The organism is Streptococcus taoyuanensis, assembly GCF_029589235.1.
Lineage (GTDB): Bacteria > Bacillota > Bacilli > Lactobacillales > Streptococcaceae > Streptococcus > Streptococcus taoyuanensis.
Window position 1 is genome coordinate 100,180 of record NZ_JARQVW010000003.1, and the last position, 21,968, is coordinate 122,147.

The following is a 21,968-nucleotide window of genomic DNA, read 5'->3' on the forward strand; positions in this document are numbered from 1 at the left end:
GATATGGAACTACTCCTTTATGCAGTGATCTTTTCGATGATTTTGATCGTCTCAAATGCCACCAATAAACTTGTGCCAAGCCTTCCTCTGCCCTTGATTCAAATTTTACTAGGGATTGGTTGGGCCCTCTTTGTGCCAGAAGAAAATTTTCATTTGGATACCGAGCTCTTTCTGGCGCTGGTCATTGGCCCTCTCTTATTTCGAGAGGCAGAAGAAGCAGATATTACTTCCGTCTTAAAGCACTGGCGGATCATCCTCTATTTGATTTTCCCAGTGATTTTTATCTCAACTATTAGTTTGGGCTGGGCAGCTCACTCCTTGTGGCTGAGCCTTCCTTTAGCAGCCTGTATGGCAGTTGGGGCAGCCCTTGGGCCTACCGACTTAGTAGCTTTTGCTTCTCTGTCTGAGCGCTTTAGCTTTCCAAAGCGGGTTTCGAATATCTTAAAAGGCGAAGGGTTACTAAATGATGCCTCAGGTCTAGTTGCCTTTCGAGTGGCCTTGGCAGCCCTTGCGACCGGAAGTTTCTCTCTTGGAGAGGCAGGGGTTTCCTTAGGAATCTCCATCATTGGAGGATTTGCGGTGGGGATCTTGACGGCCTTTGTGAACCGGTGGCTGCAAACCTTACTCTTGAGTGTTCGCGCTAGTGATATTGCCAGTGAATTGTTATTAGAACTGAGTCTCCCACTGTTGACCTTCTTCCTAGCAGAAGAACTCCATGTCTCTGGTATCATTGCAGTAGTTGTGTCAGGGATCCTAAAAGCCAGTCGCTTTAAGCACATTACCCTCCTTGAAGCGCGGGTAGATACTGTGAGTCATACTGTCTGGAATACGGTCAACTTTATCTTAAATGGGTCGGTCTTTGTCATCTTAGGAATGGAATTGGAAATGATTTCCAAGCCCATCTTAAGTAGTCCCATTTACAATAATCTTCTTTTAGTTCTTTCTGTCTTTCTTTTGACAGCCTTGCTCTTTTTGATTCGTTTTGTCATGGTTTACCTCTTTTATTGGTTCCGAACGGCTCGACTAAAAAAATCGTTGAGAAATTATCTAAAAGATGCCTTATTGCTGACTTTTTCGGGTGTGAAGGGAACGGTTTCGATTGCGACGATTCTTTTGATTCCAACCAAGATCGAAAAAGAATACCCCATCCTACTCTTTTTAGTGGCAGGAGTTACCCTTGTCAGCTTTATTGCTGGCTTAGTGGTACTTCCAAAATTATCAGAAGAAAAGGAAGAAACCAATGACTACCTGATGCAGATCGCGATTTTAAATGATGTCGTCATGGAATTAGAAGCAGACCTAAAGAATAGCAAGCACAAGGGGCCCTTGTATGCGGCAATTGATAACTACCATGGTCGCATAGAAAACTTGATTCTAGGCCAAGAAAACAGGCTCATTCAAAAGGACTGGGAACAGTTGAAGCTCCTGATTTTGAGTATTGAAAGTGACGGCTTGGAACAAGCCTATGAAGAAGGGAAGATTCGAGAGCGGGGCTACCGCGTCTACCAACGCTATCTTCGCAATATGGAGCAACGTGTCAATCGCAATCTTTCGTCTCGTTTAACCTATTACCTCTTGGTGTCTTTCCGTCTCTTGCGTTTATTAGTTCATGAGATCTTAACTTTTGGGTCTGGCTTGCGAAACTGGTGGACCCGAGAAGACAGTAAGTTAGAGGCCATTGATTATGACCAGATTGCGGCCCTTTATCTGGCCAATACGGAAATCATTATCGAAAGTTTGGAAGACCTCAAGGGGGTTTATCGGAGCAGTTTGATCTCTTTCCTACAAGAATCTCGTCTGAGAGAGACAGCTATTATTACCAGTGGGGCCTTTGTGGAGCGGGTTATTAATCGCGTGAAACCAAATAATATCGATGAAATGTTGAGAGGCTATTATTTGGAGCGTAAGATTATTTTTGAATATGAAGCGCAACACCTGATTACCGCCAAGCAAGCGCGCCGTATGCGACAAAATGTCAATGAATTAGAAAGCTATTCCCTAAGAGAAAGTGCCAATACGCTTCCATACGATTTAATCGAGTATGCACGGAATCGTTGAGATAAGAGTAAAAGAGGCTGGGACAAAAGTCCTAGCCTCTCAATTATTTTTGGATTGTCGATCAAGACGCAGTGGTTGAGTGGACTCTACTACGCTGATTTCATCAGCTTTTACAGCCCTACTCAACTGTGCGGAGGTGGGACGACGAAATCGAATTCTAACGAATTACCGATTTCTGTCCCACTCTCTTTTTGCTTTATTCACTTTCTTTTCAGTGTCTGATTTCTGGTTTGACAAAGAGTCGCTCGTCACCCAGATTAATAAGGGATACTGGTGCTTCATAAAATTGGCTTAGGACATGGGGAGTTAGGATCTTTTCCTTTGGCCCTTGCTCGACCACTTGGCCATGTTTGAGTAAGAGGACATGGGTCATGTCTTTTGTAATTTCCTCGGCATGGTGGGTGACGTAGATCATGGTAGGCGCGTGATCCAGTTGTTTGATATGATGGATCTGACGGAGGAGTTTTTCTCTGGCAAAGAGATCCAATCCACTAGAAGCTTCGTCAAAAATGATCAGATCTGGCTGGTCCATGAGGCTTCGTGCAATGAGGACAGTCTGCTTTTCTCCCTGGGAGAGCTCCCGGTATTTGCGACCGATCAAAGCGCTAGCACCAATTGAAGTTAGCATATCCCGTGCCCAGTTTAGTTCTTCCTCCCCGTATGCAGCATATAAAATACTACTCTTGTATTGACCAGTTAGGACAATTTGTTCTGTCAAAAGATGCTCTGGCAGTCTTTCTGAAATAAAGGAGCTAACGATCCCAATACGCTTACGCAACTCAGGAATACCCCCTTCGCCAAAGCGGGTTCCAAGGACCGTTACCTGGCCAGAACTAGCCCAGTATTCAGACATGAGCAGTTTGAGGAGAGTCGATTTTCCTGCTCCATTTAAGCCTAAAATGGCCCAATATTCATTTTCTTTTACTTGCCAGTTAATCTCTTTTAAAAGGGCTTTTCCATTGCGGATCAAATTGACGTCTTGTAGTTCAATCAAATTCTTCATAACTTCATCCTTTTGATTAAAATCTCCTTTATTCTATCATAAAATATGGTAGAATAGAAAACAGGAGGTAAGGAATGTTTCGAAATAGTAAATTGTTATTCTGGACATGTGAGATCTTATTATTGACGGTGATTTTCTATATTTGGAAATCAATGGGGACTTTAATTTCTCCATTTGTATCTGTTCTGAATACCATCCTCTTACCATTTTTAATTGCAGGTTTTTTATATTACATTACCAATCCGATTGTTGAATTGTTGGAAAAACACTTAAAAATCAAGCGTGTGTTTGGCATTTTGATCACCCTAGTACTCTTGTTTGGGATCATTGGCTTAGGGATCTTTTATCTGCTCCCCATCTTGATCAATCAGTTAACCAGCTTGATCAATTCGACTCAAGGGCTCTACTGGGAAGTCCAAAGTTTGGTTCGAAAACTCTCAACCAATCCTTTGTTCCAGAATGTAAATATCCAGTCGACGATTCAGCAGTTGAATCTCTCTTATATGGATATCCTACAAAATCTCTTGAATAGTGTGACCAACAGTTTAGGAAGTGTGGTTAACACCATTGTCAATACGGTCTTTATCTTAATCATGACCCCTGTCTTCTTGGTTTATTTCTTGATTGATGGCAAGAAGTTGTTGCCGATGTTAGAACGGACCATTTTACGCAATGACAAACTCCACATTTCAAGCCTCTTGGTTAGTTTGAATGAAACGGTCTCTCGCTATATTAGTGGTATTTCGATCGATGCTTTGATCATTGGAACACTAGCCTACATTGGCTATAGTTTTATTGGATTGAAGTATGCTTTGGTCTTTGCCATTTTTTCTGGGCTGGCCAACTTGATTCCCTATGTAGGACCAACCATCGGTTTGATTCCGATGATCATCACTTATGCTTTTACCGATATGGATATGATGATCAAAGCAGTCATTTACATGTTGATCATCCAGCAGATCGATGGCAATATTCTTTATCCGCGTATTGTTGGAGGCGTGATGAAGGTTCACCCGATTACCATTATGGTTCTCTTATTGCTCTCAAGTAATATCTACGGAATTATCGGGATGGTCGTCGCGATTCCAGTCTATTCGATTGGGAAAGAAATTGTAAAATTCTTGGTAAATCTTTATGATAACCACCGTGCTGCGAAGGAGCAGAAGAAAAAAGAAGAATTTGGAATCATTAATAAATCTTAGACTCTAGCGCCTATATGGGCCTTGGAGTCTTTTTTGTACATTTTTTTGAAAAAATACCGTAAAAAAGTCAACAAGTGTTATGAAATGTGTTAAAATATAAGTGATTTTGAAAGAAAATATGAAAAGGTAGGGAAAGATGAGACTCCTCTTATCCAAAAAACAGAGACGCCAATTGCAATTGTTGGAAATCTTGATTAAGGAAAAAAGATGGTTCCACTTGAAAGAGTTGGCCAAGCGTTTGGATTGTACAGAACGTTCATTAAAAGAAGATTTGTCTAATCTTCGTAGTACATTTGATGATTTTTTAATTGAATCCTCTACCAATGGGATCAAGATCAGTTATGAAGATTCGGTTGGTCTTGAGGTGATTTACCATCACTTTTTTAAAGAATCACAAGCCTTCGCCTTGATTGAATACCTCTTCTTCCACAAGGATGTTTCCAATGAATATATTTGCAGAAAGTTTGATTTGAGTTACCAATCTTTCTACCGCTTGATTCGGACGATTAATCAGAAGCTTCAAACCAAATACAATGTAAAGATTGATTTGAAACCCTTGAATCTTGTCGGGGATGAGATTGACGTTCGTTTCTTTTATGCCCAATATTTTGCGGAACGTTATTACTACATGGAGTGGCCTTTCCCAGAATTTAAGGAAGAGGCGGTGACCGATTTGATCACCTTCTTCTTCAAGCTCTATGGCTATCCATTGACCTTCTCTGTACTCAGGTCTTATAAAGTTCTCTTGACAGTCTACTTGTCACGGATTAAGCAAGGTTACTTCATCGACATGCCAACGAACTATGATGTGTATAAGGACCAGTATCAAGGGGTGACCAATGTCGAGGAGATGTTGCGCTACTTTAGCTTGCAGTTGGGTGTCGAGTTGAATGAAAAAGTGCTGGAACAGTTCTTTATTATCTTTATTCAAGAGAATTTCTATTTCAGTCCAGAAAGCTTGATCGAAGCTGCAGAAACGGATCCTTATGCCAAAGAATCGACTAGACTCATCAAAGATATGTTCAAGGATCTATGCTATACCTATGATTTAGACATTGAAAATCTTGATGAGATGTTGATGCATGTCCATAACACGTCTCATCTCGATCGGAAGGAATTATTCTCTGAGTTTCTCTTGTTTGATACCAAGACCAATACCAACGAAGATTTCATGAGCATCTTCCCAGCCTTCTATGATGATTTGAAGGAGCATATCATCACTTATATGAAGACCATGAAGCATGATCTGAATGATGAGATCATCAAGCACATGATCTATACGGTCTATACTCACTGGGAACGTCTCTTACCGCAGTTATTGCGCCGTCGGAAGTCCATTAAGGTCTTGATTATCAGTCGTTTTGACGATCACCATGCCAAATCCATGATCGATTTCCTTGATTTCTACTGTACGGATAACTTTGAATTTACGCAGATGATCAAGTACAATCTGACAGTAGATGATATTGAAGCTTCGGATGCAGATGTGGTGGTGGCCAACTTTATGATGCCTGAATTAAAGAAAAAACCATTTATTTGTACAAGTAGTCTCTCATCGCTTGAGCTGGTTGAAAAACTCAATGCCTTCTTTTATGATTTTACCAGTGCAGAACACTAAAATCAGGACTTGTTCCTGATTTTTTGATGGTAAAAAAAGAAAATTTTATAGAAGAATGCAGGCTCTCCTATTTTGTGGTATAATATACAATATTATATACTGGAGGAAATTATCCATGGAAGACCCTGGCAGTCAGGAAATTTTACTGGAAGTTATTTTATTGATTGTTTTGACATTATTGAACGCCTTTTTCTCGGCGACTGAAATGTCAATGGTATCGTTGAATCGCTCTCGTGTAGAGCAAAAGGCTGAAGAAGGAGATAAAAAATACATTCGTCTTCTTAGCGTATTGGAGCAACCAAACCATTTCTTATCCACTATTCAGGTGGGGATCACCTTGATTACCATCTTATCTGGGGCGAGTCTTGCGGATAGCCTTGGACATGTCATTGCTGGATGGATGGGCAATACCAAAACAGCTCATGCAACTGGAAGCTTTTTATCTCTAGCATTTTTGACTTATATTTCGATCGTGTTTGGCGAACTCTATCCAAAACGAATCGCTATGAACCTGAAAGATGAGTTAGCTGTTCGAACAGCTCCGATTGTCATTTTATTAGGAAAAATTGTTAGCCCCTTTGTTTGGTTGCTTTCAGCGTCGACCAACCTTTTGAGCCGTATCACGCCAATGGAATTCGATGATCCGGATGAAAAGATGACGCGGGATGAAATCGAGTATATGCTGACCAATAGTGAAGCAACACTAGATGCGGACGAGATTGAGATGCTCCAAGGGATCTTTTCATTAGATGAAATGGTAGCGCGTGAAGTCATGGTGCCACGGACAGATGCCTTCATGGTTGATATCAATGATGATACCAAAGAAATCATTGAAAGTATCCTTAAGCAAAACTTTTCACGGATTCCTGTCTATGATGATGACAAGGACAATGTCATCGGTCTCATCCATACCAAACGTCTCTTGAACGAAGGATTTATCAATGGCTTTGATAATATTGTCTTAAGAAAGATTTTACAAGAACCTTTGTTTGTTCCAGAGACCATTTTTGTGGATGATCTTTTGAAGGAATTGCGCAATACCCAAAATCAAATGGCTATTCTGCTTGATGAATATGGTGGGATGTCTGGTTTGGTTACTCTTGAAGACCTTTTGGAAGAAATCGTCGGTGAAATTGACGATGAGACTGACAAAGCAGAAATTGATGTCTTTGAAATTGCGGACAATACCTATGTCGTACAAGGAGCCATGTCACTAAATGACTTTAACGAATATTTTGATGTTGAGTTGCAAAGTGATGATGTGGATACCATTGCAGGGTATTATCTGACAGAGGTTGGGCGAATTCCAACCTTGAAAGAGCGACTCAGCTGTGAAGTCGATAGTCAAAAGAAACACCTCATTTTGACAAACGACAAAGTAAAAAATGGTCGTGTGACCAAGGTGAAAGTTGAAATTTCTGAAATCGTCGAGGAAGATGAAGAAACTAAATCAAAAGAAGATTAAAAAATAGAGGCCTGGACGTGTTCCAGCCTCTGTTTTTTTCTTGTCAGGACCAGTTGAATTTTCAAAAAATTTCAAAAATTTCTGAAATAGTCTTGACAGCCAAAAAAAATTAAGGTAAGATAATACCCATAAAAAAAGAAAGCAGAAAATAAACATGAAGCAACAAGCCATTTCAACTCAAAAATTTTACTTTAGCTACTTTAGATAGTGTTTGTAGACATGATCTCATGGATGCAAACAACCCAAGCAATTTGTTTGTATCTATGTGGCTAAGATTTTTGATGATGGTCCATAGAGCTAGTATCTAAATGGACCGAGGTTTTGTAACTTGTTGGAGAATTTCAAGCATCCGTTTAGAGTATCATCTAAGCGGATTTTTTGTTTATTTTGCAGAAAAGGAGTCAATAAATGAAAGTAGTGAAAAAATTGCTAGCACCTGTCCTGGTTGTAGGACTTCTGTTAACATCATTGGTGACCTTACACAATCTAAAGGATACTAAAAAAGACAATGTCTTTCGAATTGGGATTTCCCAGTACATCACCCATAAGTCGCTCGATGCGACACGAAAAGGCTTTATCGAGGAGTTGAAGAAAGAGGGCTATGTAGATGGGAAAAATATTCAGATCGATTTCCAAAATGCTCAAGGGGAGCAACGAAATCTGAAAAATATTTCTAAACAATTGGCAGAAGAAAGTGATCTAGTCTTTGCGATTGCAACCCCTTCCGCACAAAGTTTGGCTAATACCACTAAATCAACACCTATTGTTTTCTCAGCTGTGACCGACCCATTGGCAGCGAAATTGGTGAAAAACTTGAAAGAACCAGGTGGCAATATCACAGGGACAAGTGACCAGTCAGAAGATGCGATCGCTACACAGGTAGACATGATTAAGCAAGTGCTTCCAACAGCGAAAACAGTTGGGATTCTCTATACGCAAAGTGAGCCTAACTCCGTCGTCCAAAAAGACAATGCGAAGAAGATCTTAGAAGCTAAAGGCTATCAAGTGGTTGAAAAAACAATTCTCGATAGTAACAATGTGAAAGCTGCAGCAGACAGTATCATGTCAGAGGCAGATATCGTCTTTGTTCCGACGGACAATATTATCTCTTCTACAATGGACACTGTAAAACAGGTTTCCCTCAGCCATAAGGTGCCCGTTTTTGGTGGATCTGCTGAAATGGTAGCTACTGGTGGCTTGTACAACTTTGGTACTGATTATGAGGAATTGGGAAAACAAGCTGCTCGGATGGCTATTCGCATCATGAAGGGTGAGAAACCCGGCAAAGTCGCAGTTGAAACACCTGAAAAATTAGAATTGCATACCAATAAAGAGATGGCTAAAGAGCTTGGAATTGATATTAGCTCGTTGAAGGTAGAAAAATAGGAGGTTTGAGATGAATTTCGTTTTATCAAGTTTATCAGAAGGTTTATTGTGGTCGATCATGGCGATCGGTGTTTACTTAACATTTCGATTTTTAGATATTGCTGACATGACGGCAGAAGGAGCCTTTCCACTTGGGGCAGCAGTTGTAGCTTCCCAAATTCAAGCAGGAAGAAACCCTTGGCTTGCAACTTTGTTGGGCTTCCTGGCAGGGATGATCGCAGGATTGGTTTCTGGGATTCTCCATACAAAAATGAAAATTCCAGCCCTCTTGACAGGGATTGTCACTTTGACCGGTCTCTACTCTATCAATATTAAAATCATGGGGGGAGTACCCAACCTCTCTATTGGCGATGCCAGTACCATTTTCAAAAGTGTCATGAAATTGGGCTTATCCAATGAAGAAGCTGTCTTTTTAATTAGCATTTCTTGCTTGATCATCGTCTGTATCTTGTTAACTCTCTTAATGAAGACGCAACTTGGCTTGGTTTTGCGCTCGACTGGTGATAACATTCCAATGAGTGAAGCCAATGGGGTCAATGTAGATAACATGAAGATGTTGGGATACATGATTTCCAATGGTTTGATTGCCCTTTGTGGAGCCATGTTTGCACAAAATGATGGTTTCTCAGATGTGACTTCTGGTACAGGGACGATCGTAGTCGGCTTGAGTGCGGTGATTATCGCTGAAGTTTTGATCCACGAATTGACCATTGGTTGGCGCTTGCTTTCCATCGGGGTTGGAGCTATTGTTTACCGTTTGATTATCTTAAATATTTACGAGATCCCAAATCTCGATCAAAATATGGTTCGTCTCTTCAATGCAATCTTGCTCGCAATTGTCTTGTTCGCTCCTGAGGCGCAAAAACGTCTTCGTGTTCGCGGATTGAAGTTAGGAAATAAGTAGGAGAAAAGTATGGCAACATTATTATCAATTGAAGGCATTCATAAGACATTTGAAGCAGGAACGGTTAATGAAAACCACGTCTTAAAAGGCTTGGATCTCCAAGTGGAAGAAGGAGATTTCATTTCGGTTATCGGTGGAAATGGAGCTGGGAAATCAACCTTGATGAACATCTTGGCAGGAAATCTAGTCGTGGATGAAGGGGATATCTTGCTAGAGGGTAACTCTATCAAAAATACGAGTGTTCGTAAGCGTGCTAAGGATATTGCGCGTGTCTTCCAAGATCCTAAAATGGGGACGGCTTCTCGTTTGACCATTGAAGAAAATATGGCCATTGCCCAACGTCGTGGAAAATCTCGTGGTTTGGGCTGGGGCGTTCGGGAGAAGGATCGCGAATTATTCCGTGAAGCCTTGAAGGAACTGAATATTGGTTTAGAGAACCGTCTCAAAGTCGATACTCAATATCTATCTGGTGGGCAACGTCAAGCTTTGACTTTGGTCATGGCAGCCTTGGTTAAACCCAAACTCTTGCTTCTGGATGAACATACCGCAGCGCTTGATCCCAAGACCAGTGAAATGGTCATGGAATTGACACAAAAGATCGTGGAAAGCCATGATTTGACAACCTTGATGATTACGCATGATATGAACCATGCTATCGAATACGGCAACCGCTTGATCATGCTCTACCAAGGCAAGATCGTTGTCGACGTCAAAGGAGAAGAAAAGAAAAACCTAACGGTTGAAGATTTGGTGCACCTCTTCCAACAAAACAGTGGTGAAACTTTGGTGAGTGATGAATTGGTATTAGGATAAAATAAAAGAGAGTGGGACAGAAATCGGTCATTCGTTAGAATTCGATTTCGTCGTCCCACATCCGCAAAGTTGAGTAGGGCTGTAAAAGCTGATGAAATCAGCGTAGTAGAGCCCACTCAACCACTGCGTCTTGCTCGACAATCCAAAAACAATTGAGAGGCTAGGACTTTTGTCCCAGCCTCCTTTTTTATTTCCTCCGCTCTGCATAGTCGACAAAATGAAACTTGTCTAATTTGTGACGGCTTTCGGTGAATTGGAATTGTCGTCCGTCTGCTAAGTAAACTTGGGAACGGACCGTCACCACGTGTTGGTCTTTTCCAAGATCCAGTAAGATCTTATCGAGATTATCGATTGGTGAAATCAAAATTTCTTTCTTGGCATAGCCAATCTGCAATTTCAAGTCTTCTTCTATATATTGATAAATAGATTGCTGGGCAATTTCCTTGGTTAGGCCAGGAATCAGTTCTCTATCCAGGTAATCAATATCTAAGACAGAAGCGACGCCATCCACCACTCGTTGCCGGGTCACCTTCCAAACTAAGCGGTGAAGGGGAAATCCAGTTTTTTGGCTCCTTTTTCATCGATAGTGATTTTTTCCAAACGAATGACATTGGTTTCTGACTGAAGACCCGAAGCTTTGACGATTTCTTGGTAGCTGGTTAATTGCGAGACAGGAAAGTCAAAATGGGATTGCCTACAAATTTGAGACCCCATCCCTTGAACAGTCTCGATAAAGCCTTCCTCCTGCAAGAGCTTGAGGGATTTGCGGATGGTATCTCGGCTGACCTGGTAGTGCTCTTTTAAGTCGTTTTCGCTAGGCAGAAAATCCCCGACTAGATATTTTTCTTCTACTATTTGCTCTTTTAAAATTTGATAGATATGTTGCTATTTTTTCATGATTTGGACTCGCTTGTCTGTTTTTTTGAAAAATATTTTTGAAAGCGCTTGAAAATGTAAAACCATTCCCTTATAATAAAAGAGGAAAACTTTTTAGGGATGGAGAGAAGCATGAGAAATAACGGAAAAAAGATTCGATTATTAGCAGTAGCTACCTTATTGGCTAGTCAGTTGGGGGTTTTTAGCAGTGCCCTCACGGTAGTTGCAGACGAGACCACAGCTTCGACTTCAGAGCCAGCGCTTGTGACGAACACTAGTAGCGAGGAAGGCTCGACAAATCATTCGACTTCCGCTACAACAACTACAGAAGCTACGACGAGAGCTTCGAGTGATAGAGGAGAGATATCTAGCAGTTCCTCGGAGGATATCGAAGAGAAGACGGTTAAGATTGGGGAGATTCAAGGGGAAGCGCAACGCTCTCCACTTGAAGGCCAAAAGGTAGCCATCAAAAATGCGGTCGTGACCAAAACAGACCGCTATGGTTTTTATGCTCAAGATATTGAATCGGATGGTAATAGTCGGACTTCAGATGGGATTTATGTAGTTTCTAAATATAAGGTCAAGGTCGGTGACAAGGTAAAAATCACCGGTACTGTCAAGGAAGGTTATATGGAAGAAGTCACCTTGGGAGCTGGGAAGACCTTTAAGGAACCGACGAATAGTTTAACGGTGACCATGTTGGTTGATGCTTGGATCACAAAAGACGGGACAGCCCCTCTTCCAGAAGCTGTGAATATCACTGCAGGGATGCCGGCAGAGGTGAAGACTAATCCAACTGCTTATGCTCCAGAAACCGATGCCCTCGATTATTGGGAAAGTCTGGAAGGCATGCTCACTGTGGTAAAGAAACCGCATGTTTTAGGTCCCCAGTATAAAGGAGATATCTATGTATTGGGAGAAGATTTTACAGGCCTTCCTTTAAACAATATTGGAGGTCTGAATCTACGGCCCCATGCACAAAATACAGCGACGATCCCGATTTATGTTGGTAATCAGTTTGTCGCAAAAGCCAAAGATTACTTTGCAGAAGATGTAACAGGAGTGGTGACGTATCGGAATAGCTTTTATAAGGTAGAGCCCACTCAACAGTTGACAGTCCAAGACGGCGGCTTGCAGCGTCAAGCAGCTCAAACCCAACCAAGTGAGGACAAGCTGACCATCGCTTCCTATAATATTGAAAATTTCTCGGCCAACAATGCCAAAAATGAAACGCCAGAGGATAAGGTGACGCTGATTGCCAATTCCTTTATCCATGAAATTCACAATCCGGATATTATCACTTTGATCGAAGTGCAGGACAATAATGGCAGTGTGGATGACGGGACGACCAGTGGTGTTGAAAGTGGACGCAAACTAGCTAGTCGGATCAAGGAATTGGGTGGCAAGAGCTATGAGTATACGGAGGTTGCTCCACTAGATGGCGCTGACGGTGGAAAGCCAGGTTCCAATATTCGTTTGGGAATTCTCTACAATCCGGAACGCGTGACCTTAGCTAAAAAAGAGGCAGCGACTAGCAACGAAGCAGCGCAATTTGACAAGGGACACCTGGTTAAAAACCCAGCTCGGATTGCCCCTAGCGATTCATCGTTTGATCATACTCGCAAGTCTTTAGCCGTTGAGTTTGAATTCAAAGGCCAACCAGTTGTGGTGATTGCCAATCACTTGAAATCAAAAATCGGAGATGATGCTATTTATGGGGCAAGCCAACCATCAGTGGAACATACCTTGCCAACTCGTGAAGCACAAGCCAGTGTCATTCATCAATTTGTTCAAGAAGGCTTGAAGCAAAATCCGAAGACCACCTTCGTTTTGACGGGTGATTTTAATGATTACGATTTCTCAACCACGGCACAGATCCTTGCGGGCAGTGAACTAACCAACTTAATGGCCCAACATGATGCAGGTGATCGCTATTCTTATTTCTACCGTGGAAGCAATCAAGTATTGGATAACATTTTTATCTCAAACAACATGGCAGCCAAAGCAAGGTTTGAACCAGTCCATATCAATGCTTCCTTTATGAAGGAACACGGTCGTGCATCAGACCATGATCCTGTCTTGGTCCAAATCGACTTTAGTGGAGCACAAACTCCAGGAACGCCGACAGATGATCAAAAAGGCAATACAGGACAAGCAACGGAACAAACCAGCCCTTCTTCATCGAATACAGAGTCTCAACTAGCCCCTCATCAGGCTCAAGCTAATGAACAAAAGAGTTCAACAGCTGAAAATAAAGAGAAGGACAAGAACGAAGATGAGAAGCAAGAAGACAAGGAAGAGGCAGTAACAGAAACTAAGACACCAGGTAAACGGAAAATCCTTCCATCTACTGGACAAGAAACAAGCTATCTAGCTCTTTTTGGGGTGGCAGTAGCTACGATGAGTCTTGTTTGGTATAAAAAGAAAAGGATGACTCACTAACGTGTTTCATAAGAAAGATCTAAAAAAGGAGTCGCTGGCTCCTTTTTTCTATTAAAATACAGGACAGTTAGGCCCATATTGGAAACTGTACTAGGACAATGAAAAATACTGAAAAGAACAGTTTCTTTTCAAAAAGAGGCTTAAACTCTTTAAAATAGATGGAATCGTGTTATAATAAAATCATAAAACGTTTTCAAGAGAAGAGGTTCCTCAATGGAAAATGAAACAGTTGACTATGGAAAAGTAACAGGAATGGTACACTCAACAGAAAGTTTTGGTGCAGTAGACGGGCCTGGGATCCGCTTTATTGTCTTCCTTCAAGGCTGTCAAATGCGGTGTCAATACTGCCACAATCCAGATACTTGGGCAATGGAAACCAACAAGTCCCGTGAACGGACAGTGGATGATGTCCTAGAAGAAGCCCTCCGTTATCGTGGATTTTGGGGCGAAAAAGGGGGAATCACTGTCAGTGGTGGAGAAGCCCTCTTGCAGATTGACTTCTTGATTGCACTTTTTACTAAGGCTCAAGAGTTGGGCATTCATTGTACCTTGGATACCTGTGCCCTTCCTTTCCGGAATACACCTCGTTATTTGGAAAAATTCGACCGCTTGATGGCGGTGACAGACTTGGTGCTTCTTGATATCAAGGAAATCAATGATGAACGACACAAAATTGTGACCAGCCATACCAATAAAACGATCTTAGCTTGTGCTAAGTACTTGTCTGATATTGGAAAACCAGTCTGGATTCGCCATGTTTTGGTGCCAGGTTTGACGGACCGAGATGATGACTTGATCGAGCTTGGAAAATTTGTTAAGACCCTGAAAAATGTTGATAAATTTGAAATTCTCCCTTATCATACCATGGGGGAATTCAAATGGCGGGAGTTGGGCATTCCCTACAAATTGGAGGGTGTGAAACCACCGACAAAAGAACGGGTTCAAAATGCAAAAGATTTGATGGAAACAGAAAGTTACCAAGATTACCTGAAACGGGTCAAAGGATAAAGAAGAAAAACAGTTGGCAATCCCAACTGTTTTTTCTAGTGAAATGCATTGTTCTTCCCTTTCTTTAAACGGCAAAACGTGTTAAAATAGAGTGAATCTATAAATGAAATAAAGAGGTAGAAATATGTCAAAAATTCTTGTTTTTGGTCACCAAAATCCTGACTCAGATGCTATCGGTTCATCAGTAGCCTTTGCTTATCTTGCAAAAGAAGCATATGGTTTGGATACAGAAGCAGTGGCTCTAGGAACTCCAAATGAAGAAACAGCTTTCGTATTGGATTATTTTGGTGTGGAAGCACCACGCGTGATCACATCGGCTAAAGCAGAAGGTGCAGAGCAAGTCATCTTAACAGACCACAATGAATTCCAACAATCTGTTTCAGATATCGCTGAAGTAGAAGTTTACGGTGTGGTGGATCACCACCGTGTGGCTAACTTTGAAACTGCAAGTCCACTTTACATGCGTTTGGAACCAGTTGGATCAGCATCTTCTATCGTTTACCGCATGTTCAAAGAACACGGTGTAGCAGTGCCAAAAGAATTGGCAGGTTTGATGCTTTCAGGTTTGATTTCAGATACCCTTCTTTTGAAATCTCCAACAACACACCCATCTGATAAAGTGATTGCGCCAGAATTGGCTGAATTGGCTGGTGTCAACTTGGAAGAATATGGTCTTGCAATGCTCAAGGCTGGTACTAACTTGGCAAGCAAATCAGCAGAAGAATTGATCGACATCGATGCTAAGACTTTTGAATTGAACGGAAATAACGTTCGTGTGGCTCAAGTGAACACAGTTGATATTGCGGAAGTTTTGGAACGCCAAGCTGAAATCGAAGCAGCTATCCAAGCTGCCAATGCAGCTAACGGCTACTCTGACTTTGTTTTGATGATTACAGACATCGTCAACTCAAACTCAGAAATCTTGGCTCTTGGTGCCAACATGGACAAGGTAGAAGCAGCCTTCAACTTCAAACTTGAAAACAATCATGCCTTCCTTCCAGGTGCCGTTTCACGTAAGAAACAAGTGGTTCCTCAATTGACTGAAAGCTTTAATGCATAATGATAAATGGGGAAACCCATTATTAAAAAGGAGTTTCGGCTCCTTTTTTGCTAGGAGAGAAGTATGTTAGAAAATGGTGATTTGATTTTTGTTAGAGAAGATACGGAAATGGGGCAGGCCATTCAGACTTCGACAGGTAACTACAGCCATGTGGTTATCTTTTTGGACGGTTCCATTTATCATGCCACGGTGGAAGGTGGCGTCCTTGCCCAATCCCCTGAAAATTTCTTTGAAGACGGGAAAGTATATGACCTTTATCGCTACCCGAAAATCGATCTCAAAGAAGTCAAGAAGCGGGCAGAGAGCCTTTTAGGGGCTCCCTACAATGCGTCCTTTTATCCAGATGGAGATGGTTTCTATTGTTCCCAGTTCATCGCTGAATTACTTCCTATTTTTGAGACCATTCCCATGAAGTTTGGAGATGAGGATGAGGAGATTAGTCCGTTCTGGCTGGATTACTACAAGGAACTTGGCCTAGCCGTTCCCCTAGATCAGCCCGGGACCAATCCAAGTCAGTTAGCCCAATCACCACAGCTACAGTTTAAAGAAAGGTATTTGGATGATTTGGATTCATGAAACAACAATCTGAATCTTTGATACAGTTTATAAGAGTTACATCAAACTAAAGAAAAATAATATTTTAAAAATATGTTCTACCTTCGAATACAACTTGTAAAAGTTGTATTTTTTTCTAATATCCTCTGGATGTTTCTTGTTTAGACAGATAAAATATGATATACTTCACAAAAAAACTAACCACTGGTTAGTTTTTGATGGAAATCAAAGGAGGAAGTAAATATGTCTTTCTTGTATCGTTTATTAACACGTACAAAACAAATCAGTCCACATATAAGAAAGTTTGAGTTCGAATTGGGTGTTTTTGTTGTCAGCATATGGCTAGTTGAATCATCTGGTCGCTTTTATGTGATTGATACGGGAATGCGAGGAATGGAGAAGTACGCTGCCCAGTTTTTACTCCCACAAAAAATTGAAGCAATTTTTCTGACCCATGGACATCCAGATCATATCAAAGGTTTGCCCTATCTTAGACAGCACTTTGGGAACATCCCGACTTTAATCAGTGAGAAGGAATTCCCCTATATTTCAGGCAAAGAACCTTTTCCTAATAGAAAAGAGACGGAAAAAGTGATTTTTGATCCGGCTACTTTTATAACTGTTGAAAGTCAAGAAGGTCAAGACTTGATAAGTAGTGCAGGACTAAAACCACTATTTTCTCCTGGTCATTCCCCTGGTCATGTTGTTTATTACCATGAAGAGGATCAAGTTTTAATTGCTGGAGATCTTTTTACAGCTACGAGAAATGGAAAGTTGCGTCCACCAATGAAAGGATATACAGCAGATATGAGACAGGCTTTAGCTAGTGGTGAAAGAATTCTCAAGGATTATTCACAGGCACTTGTTAGTGTTTGTCATGGTAGTGAGGTAAAAGATGCAGTACGAGATTTTGAGGCATCGGATGGGTTTAAAGGGAGTTTGTAATGGCAAAGGATACAAGGTCCAGAATTATCAGAGTAGCAGAGGAAATTTTCCGAAAAGAACCTTACCAGAAGGTGGGAATTAGGCAGATTGCTCAAGCTGCAGGATGTTCACATACAGCTATTTATCAGTATTTTAAAAAGAAAGAGGATATATTATATGCAGTAGCGGAAAAACCGTTAACTCACCTCTATCATACTTGCTTAGAAATCAGTCATTCCAAGCAGAATGATAAGGAACGTCTGCTTCAAATCTGTCAAACATACGTGGATTTTGGGTTTAGAGAACGTAATTTTTATGAATTATTGATTTTTTACCGTGGAGAGCATGAAGATTCAGGCGATTGTTCGCAACCGTTGATGCAATTGAGAATGAAAAGTTATCGTTTATTGGAAGAAGCTATTGATGTCTTTTTACCGAAAGACTTATCTGATGCAGAAGCGCTAAATATTCGTAGTGGAATCTTTATTTTTTTACATGGCTTAGTGAGTATCTACAGTAGGGACAATGAAGAATGTCCAGAACGCATTAAGCAACTACTGACTGATTTTATTTCTTTTAAAATAATAGAAATGAAATGAGTTGGAATAACTTATGGGGCTTCTACAGTAAACTTGGATTGAAAAGACTAAGTTCTTTTATTGCCTTATTTTCCCCTCTTGTCTGCCTATCCATAAATTGAAGATTTTGTCCTTTGGTATTGATTTCGCTTAAACTAATTTTTATGTTACAATAAGAACGAACCGATAAAACAGTAAACGAGACCTATTTATGATTACAATCATTAATCCCACACGTTTGACACGTCAGCCATTTTTCAAGGACTTGATCAACTATTTGGATCAGCATGACGATGTGATCCTGCGGCAAATTAAGGCCCAATTTCCGGATCAACCAGTGGATAAGCTGATGGAGGAATATATCAAAGCGGGCTTCATACTTCGAGAAAATAAACGCTACACCCTCAACCTGCCCTTCTTGGAGTCAGCTGATCTTGTTGACTTGGATCAGGAGGTCTTTGTCCGAGAGGACAGTGCAGTTTATCAAGAATTAAAAGCCAGGATCTTCCAAACGGAACTTCGCAATAGTACCAATGAAGCGATTTTGGTGGAGGAGACGGACTTTGCGCGAAATGCACAGACCCTTTCCAATTACTTCTACAAGGTGAAACACCAATATCCATTGACGGAGGAGCAAGAAAAGCTCTATGCTATCTTGGGAGATGTCAATCCTGAGTATGCTCTCAAGTATATGACCAGCTTTTTGCTCAAGTTCCTCAAAAAAGAAGTAGTCCAGCAAAAGCGCAAGGACATCTTTGTCGATAGTTTAGAAGTCTTAGGCTATATCCGCAAAAATGCTGAAGGCAAATATGAATTAGCAGTGGACTTGGACAAGGAAAGACTGATGTTTATCAAATAATAAACAAGGCTAGGAAAATTTCCTAGCCTTGTTTCGTTTGATTATAGATAACGTTCAGCAATGGCGGCGTCACCTGGATACTCTTCTTTTACGCCATTGACGATTTGGTAGCAATCCGCTCCTTTTCCGGCGATAATGACGGCATCTTCAGGCTTGCTGGTTGTTGCCATAGCCACTTGAATGGCTTCTTCGCGATCTGCGATTTTCTCGACAGGGCGCGTGATAAAACTACTAATCTCTTCAGCGATAGCCAAAGGATCTTCATAGTTGGGATCATCCGCTGTGAGGAAGACTTGGATCTCAGGATGGTCTTCTAAGAGTAAGCCAAAGTCTTTGCGGCGGCTCTCTCCTTTATTACCAGTTGATCCAAGGACCAGTGAAATCGTCCCTGTTTGATGGGTTTCGACAACTGAGAGCAGTTTTTTCAAGCTATCTCCATTATGGGCGTAGTCGATGAAGACCTTAGCGCCGTTTTTCTGAGTCAAGACTTCCATTCGGCCTGGAACGCGCGTCTTAGCAATCCCTTTTTGGATATCCTCGAGGCTCGCACCTAGGCGAAGGCAGGCAAGACCTGCTGCTACAGCATTTTCTTGGTTGAAATGTCCAATCAGTTGGATTTCATAGTTTCCAGCTAATTTACCAGTGGCTGAGAAGCTGAAGGCCTTAGAGTTTTCAATTTGATTCTCAGACTGGCTTCCATAAAAATCGTGGTCTTGGTTCGCGACTTGGTCCGCTAAAACTTGGAAATGATCCATATCACTATTGATGACAACGGCTTGGCTGTTCTTCATGAGGAGACGTTTGTGGTAGAAATAATCCTCAAAAGTTGGGTGTTCAATCGGGCCAATATGGTCAGGACTGATGTTGAGAAAAACACCAACGTCAAAAGTCAGACCGTAAACCCGTTTCACCAGATAAGCTTGACTGGAAACTTCCATAATCAGGTGGGTCCGATCATTGGCTACTGCCTGAGCCATCATGGCAAAAAGATCCAAACTCTCTGGCGTTGTCAGGGTCGATTTAAAGAAGTTTTTACCATCCAGTGTCGTATTCATGGTAGACAGCATAGCTGGTCGGTGACTTTGTTCCAAAATATGGTAAGCAAAATAGGCCGCGGTTGTCTTTCCCTTAGTCCCTGTGAAGGCCAATAGTTTTAATTGTTTCTCAGGGTGCCCATAAAACTCCATGGCAATTAAGCTCATGGCCTGTTTGATATCATTGACGAGGATAGCAGGAATACCAACTTCATAATCTTTTTCAGAGACATAAAAGCCGAGTCCATTAGAAATAGCCTGTTCCAGGTATTCTTTTTTGAAGTTGGCCCCTTTGACAAAAAAGAGGGTGCTAGCAGAAACCTTCCGGCTATCATAGCTAATAGCATCAAAACTTGTTCCTTCTAGATGGTAGTAGTATTCACCATTTACTAGAATTTCTCGGAAATTTTGGTCATGTTTTAAAATGTTGAGGGTTTGTTCAATTGTAATCATAAAACTATTGTAAACCTAAAGTCCCTATTTTACAAGTGTCATGGAAAAGTTTATAATGAAGAGAAGAAGAAACGAAAGAGGACACCAATGAGTCACGAACAAAATGACCAGCAAGCCCAGATGCTACGCGGGACTGCCTGGATGACAGCCAGCAACTTTATCAGCCGTTTGCTAGGAGCCGCTTATATTATTCCTTGGTATATTTGGATGGGAAAATATGGGCCACAAGCCAATGGTCTTTTTACAATGGGCTACAATATCTATGCTTGGTTTCTCTTGATTTCGACAGCCGGAGTACCCGTAGCCGTTGCCAAGCAAGTAGCCAAATACAATACCCGAGAACAAGCCGATCATAGTTTTGCTTTGATTCGGGGTTTCTTGAAGTTCATGGGAATTCTAGGCCTTGGATTTGCCATTCTCATGTATCTTTTGTCTCCTGTCTTTGCTAGTCTTTCAGGTGGGGGAAAAGAGTTGATTCCGATCATGCAGAGCCTTTCTTGGGCTGTCTTGATCTTTCCTTCCATGAGTGTCATCCGGGGATTTTTCCAAGGTTTTAACAACATGAAGCCTTACGCCATTAGCCAGATCGCTGAACAAGTGATCCGGGTCATCTGGATGTTGCTCACGACCTTCTTCATTATGAAGATTGGCTCAGGAGACTATGTGCAGGCTGTGACGCAGTCGACCTTTGCGGCCTTTATCGGTATGGGAGCGAGCCTTCTGGTGCTCTTTTATTACCTTGCAAAGACAGGCTTGCTCTCTTCTATTTTTAGAAAGCAAGAGGGAAGTGAAGGGATTGACACTCGGGCTCTCTTGATCGATACGATTCGGGAAGCTATTCCTTTTATCATTACTGGTTCTGCGATTCAGCTCTTCCAAATTGTTGACCAGATGACCTTTATCAATGTCATGTCTTGGTTCACAGACTATAGTCAAAAGCAGCTCATGGTCATGTTTAGTTATTTCTCTGCTAATCCAAACAAAATTACCATGATCTTGATAGCAGTAGCGACTTCGATTGGGGGAGTTGGGATTCCTCTGTTGACAGAGAATTATGTGAAGGGGGACCTAAAAGCAGCTGGGAAGCTCGTACAGGATAACTTGACCATGTTGCTAGCTTTCTTGCTTCCAGCCACCTTTGGTGCAGTAGCAGTCGCAAAACCACTTTATACGGTTTTCTATGGGCAACCAGATAGCTTGGCCTTAGGACTCTTCATCGTAGCGATGTTGCAGACGGTAATTCTCGGTCTTTACACGGTCTTATCGCCAATGATTCAAGCCCTCTTTCAAAATCGCAAGGCCATCCGCTACTTCTTTTATGGTGTAGTGGTGAAATTGGTCCTACAAATTCCATTTATTTTGGTCTTTCGTTCTTATGGGCCGCTTTTGTCAACGACCATTGCCTTAATGGTGCCAATCGTTCTCATGTATCGGGAGATCCAAACCATTACTCAGTTTAATCGAACCATCATCTTCAAGCGGACCTTGCTTGGTTCTATCCTGACTGTAGTGATGCTACTTGGAGTCTTGATCGCAGGCTTGATTTTGGGCTGGATTTTCCCACCAAATGGCCGTGTATCGAGCATGATTTATATCATCGTCATAGGCGGATTAGGAGTTGCTATTTATGGAGCCTTAGGATTATGGCTACGGTATTTTGACCGCTTTATTGGAGGTCAAGCTGCACGTCTCAGACAAAAATTCCGGATTAAATAAATCAGAGGTTGGGT

At 41.5% G+C, this 21,968-nt stretch carries 17 protein-coding genes and 1 pseudogene; 15 read left to right on the forward strand and 3 right to left on the reverse strand.

The features are described 5' to 3' along the window. Positions 1-3 precede the first annotated feature (3 nt). On the forward strand, positions 4-2,058 hold the full coding sequence (locus P5Y91_RS03950; protein WP_257738965.1) for a cation:proton antiporter: 2,055 nt from the start codon (positions 4-6) through the stop codon (positions 2,056-2,058). A gap of 211 nt (positions 2,059-2,269) precedes the next feature. Here P5Y91_RS03950 and P5Y91_RS03955 read toward each other — a convergent pair whose 3' ends face one another. Continuing rightward, positions 2,270-3,061 (reverse strand): ABC transporter ATP-binding protein, encoded by a 792-nt coding sequence (locus P5Y91_RS03955; protein ID WP_277839018.1) that lies wholly within the window; start codon positions 3,059-3,061, stop codon positions 2,270-2,272. Between the two features lie 74 nt (positions 3,062-3,135). On the opposite strand from P5Y91_RS03955, the gene P5Y91_RS03960 reads away from it, so the two are divergent. The 6 genes from P5Y91_RS03960 to P5Y91_RS03985 all read left to right on the forward strand — a co-directional run bounded on the left by P5Y91_RS03960 (position 3,136) and on the right by P5Y91_RS03985 (position 10,449). Then, complete coding sequence (locus P5Y91_RS03960) at positions 3,136-4,263, forward strand: AI-2E family transporter (RefSeq protein WP_070449283.1); 1,128 nt, start codon at positions 3,136-3,138, stop codon at positions 4,261-4,263. A gap of 136 nt (positions 4,264-4,399) precedes the next feature. Further along, positions 4,400-5,881, forward strand: coding sequence for an AcpB/EbpR/MafR family transcriptional regulator (locus P5Y91_RS03965; RefSeq protein ID WP_070665466.1), 1,482 nt, complete (start codon positions 4,400-4,402; stop codon positions 5,879-5,881). Between the two features lie 115 nt (positions 5,882-5,996). Next, the gene (locus P5Y91_RS03970; RefSeq protein ID WP_118095460.1) at positions 5,997-7,346 is read left to right on the forward strand and encodes a hemolysin family protein; all 1,350 of its coding nucleotides are present in this window, start codon (positions 5,997-5,999) and stop codon (positions 7,344-7,346) included. Positions 7,347-7,754: 408 nt separating this feature from the next. Beyond that, the gene (locus tag P5Y91_RS03975; protein WP_118396620.1) at positions 7,755-8,732 is read left to right on the forward strand and encodes an ABC transporter substrate-binding protein; all 978 of its coding nucleotides are present in this window, start codon (positions 7,755-7,757) and stop codon (positions 8,730-8,732) included. A 10-nt stretch (positions 8,733-8,742) separates the two neighbouring features. Beyond that, positions 8,743-9,636 carry an ABC transporter permease gene (locus tag P5Y91_RS03980; protein ID WP_277839019.1) on the forward strand — a complete coding sequence of 298 codons (894 nt, stop codon included), beginning with the start codon at positions 8,743-8,745 and terminating at the stop codon, positions 9,634-9,636. A 9-nt stretch (positions 9,637-9,645) separates the two neighbouring features. Beyond that, positions 9,646-10,449: an ABC transporter ATP-binding protein gene (locus tag P5Y91_RS03985; RefSeq protein ID WP_118396622.1), complete on the forward strand. Its 804-nt coding sequence runs from the start codon at positions 9,646-9,648 to the stop codon at positions 10,447-10,449. A gap of 187 nt (positions 10,450-10,636) precedes the next feature. On the opposite strand, the pseudogene treR reads toward P5Y91_RS03985, so the two are convergent. Beyond that, positions 10,637-11,328, reverse strand: a pseudogene (treR, locus tag P5Y91_RS03990) (trehalose operon repressor). Positions 11,329-11,457: 129 nt separating this feature from the next. Here treR and P5Y91_RS03995 point away from each other — a divergent pair. From P5Y91_RS03995 to P5Y91_RS04025, 7 genes are all read left to right on the forward strand, one after another. Further along, on the forward strand, positions 11,458-13,767 hold the full coding sequence (locus P5Y91_RS03995) for a DUF8508 domain-containing protein (RefSeq protein WP_118396624.1): 2,310 nt from the start codon (positions 11,458-11,460) through the stop codon (positions 13,765-13,767). Positions 13,768-13,980: 213 nt separating this feature from the next. Continuing rightward, positions 13,981-14,775 carry a pyruvate formate-lyase-activating protein gene (gene pflA / locus P5Y91_RS04000; protein WP_003005017.1) on the forward strand — a complete coding sequence of 265 codons (795 nt, stop codon included), beginning with the start codon at positions 13,981-13,983 and terminating at the stop codon, positions 14,773-14,775. A gap of 124 nt (positions 14,776-14,899) precedes the next feature. Further along, positions 14,900-15,835, forward strand: a complete 936-nt coding sequence (locus tag P5Y91_RS04005; protein ID WP_003005572.1) for a manganese-dependent inorganic pyrophosphatase — start codon at positions 14,900-14,902, stop codon at positions 15,833-15,835. 63 nt (positions 15,836-15,898) lie between these two features. Beyond that, entirely contained in the window at positions 15,899-16,411 is a 513-nt protein-coding gene (locus P5Y91_RS04010; RefSeq protein WP_070675064.1) for a YiiX/YebB-like N1pC/P60 family cysteine hydrolase, read from the forward strand. Positions 16,412-16,633: 222 nt separating this feature from the next. After that, on the forward strand, positions 16,634-17,335 hold the full coding sequence (locus P5Y91_RS04015; RefSeq protein ID WP_023918823.1) for an MBL fold metallo-hydrolase: 702 nt from the start codon (positions 16,634-16,636) through the stop codon (positions 17,333-17,335). After that, complete coding sequence (locus P5Y91_RS04020; protein WP_070595302.1) at positions 17,335-17,913, forward strand: TetR/AcrR family transcriptional regulator; 579 nt, start codon at positions 17,335-17,337, stop codon at positions 17,911-17,913. Before P5Y91_RS04015 ends, P5Y91_RS04020 begins: the two co-directional genes overlap by 1 nt. 190 nt (positions 17,914-18,103) lie before the next feature. Beyond that, on the forward strand, positions 18,104-18,751 hold the full coding sequence (locus P5Y91_RS04025; RefSeq protein WP_023918819.1) for a DUF1803 domain-containing protein: 648 nt from the start codon (positions 18,104-18,106) through the stop codon (positions 18,749-18,751). A gap of 41 nt (positions 18,752-18,792) precedes the next feature. Here the strand turns inward: P5Y91_RS04025 and P5Y91_RS04030 are convergent, their stop codons facing one another. Next, entirely contained in the window at positions 18,793-20,238 is a 1,446-nt protein-coding gene (locus tag P5Y91_RS04030) for a UDP-N-acetylmuramoyl-L-alanyl-D-glutamate--L-lysine ligase (RefSeq protein ID WP_070675062.1), read from the reverse strand. A gap of 87 nt (positions 20,239-20,325) precedes the next feature. Between P5Y91_RS04030 and P5Y91_RS04035 the strand changes: the two genes are divergently transcribed. Next, positions 20,326-21,954 carry a putative polysaccharide biosynthesis protein gene (locus P5Y91_RS04035; protein ID WP_070675059.1) on the forward strand — a complete coding sequence of 543 codons (1,629 nt, stop codon included), beginning with the start codon at positions 20,326-20,328 and terminating at the stop codon, positions 21,952-21,954. The last annotated feature ends 14 nt before the right edge of the window (positions 21,955-21,968 follow it).

Coding starts and splice junctions, on each gene's coding strand:
- P5Y91_RS03950 (WP_257738965.1), top strand. CDS start 4: ATGGAACTACTCCTTTATGCAGTGATCTTTTCGATGATTTTGATCGTC.
- P5Y91_RS03955 (WP_277839018.1), bottom strand. CDS start 3,061: ATGAAGAATTTGATTGAACTACAAGACGTCAATTTGATCCGCAATGGA.
- P5Y91_RS03960 (WP_070449283.1), top strand. CDS start 3,136: ATGTTTCGAAATAGTAAATTGTTATTCTGGACATGTGAGATCTTATTA.
- P5Y91_RS03965 (WP_070665466.1), top strand. CDS start 4,400: ATGAGACTCCTCTTATCCAAAAAACAGAGACGCCAATTGCAATTGTTG.
- P5Y91_RS03970 (WP_118095460.1), top strand. CDS start 5,997: ATGGAAGACCCTGGCAGTCAGGAAATTTTACTGGAAGTTATTTTATTG.
- P5Y91_RS03975 (WP_118396620.1), top strand. CDS start 7,755: ATGAAAGTAGTGAAAAAATTGCTAGCACCTGTCCTGGTTGTAGGACTT.
- P5Y91_RS03980 (WP_277839019.1), top strand. CDS start 8,743: ATGAATTTCGTTTTATCAAGTTTATCAGAAGGTTTATTGTGGTCGATC.
- P5Y91_RS03985 (WP_118396622.1), top strand. CDS start 9,646: ATGGCAACATTATTATCAATTGAAGGCATTCATAAGACATTTGAAGCA.
- P5Y91_RS03995 (WP_118396624.1), top strand. CDS start 11,458: ATGAGAAATAACGGAAAAAAGATTCGATTATTAGCAGTAGCTACCTTA.
- pflA (WP_003005017.1), top strand. CDS start 13,981: ATGGAAAATGAAACAGTTGACTATGGAAAAGTAACAGGAATGGTACAC.
- P5Y91_RS04005 (WP_003005572.1), top strand. CDS start 14,900: ATGTCAAAAATTCTTGTTTTTGGTCACCAAAATCCTGACTCAGATGCT.
- P5Y91_RS04010 (WP_070675064.1), top strand. CDS start 15,899: ATGTTAGAAAATGGTGATTTGATTTTTGTTAGAGAAGATACGGAAATG.
- P5Y91_RS04015 (WP_023918823.1), top strand. CDS start 16,634: ATGTCTTTCTTGTATCGTTTATTAACACGTACAAAACAAATCAGTCCA.
- P5Y91_RS04020 (WP_070595302.1), top strand. CDS start 17,335: ATGGCAAAGGATACAAGGTCCAGAATTATCAGAGTAGCAGAGGAAATT.
- P5Y91_RS04025 (WP_023918819.1), top strand. CDS start 18,104: ATGATTACAATCATTAATCCCACACGTTTGACACGTCAGCCATTTTTC.
- P5Y91_RS04030 (WP_070675062.1), bottom strand. CDS start 20,238: ATGATTACAATTGAACAAACCCTCAACATTTTAAAACATGACCAAAAT.
- P5Y91_RS04035 (WP_070675059.1), top strand. CDS start 20,326: ATGAGTCACGAACAAAATGACCAGCAAGCCCAGATGCTACGCGGGACT.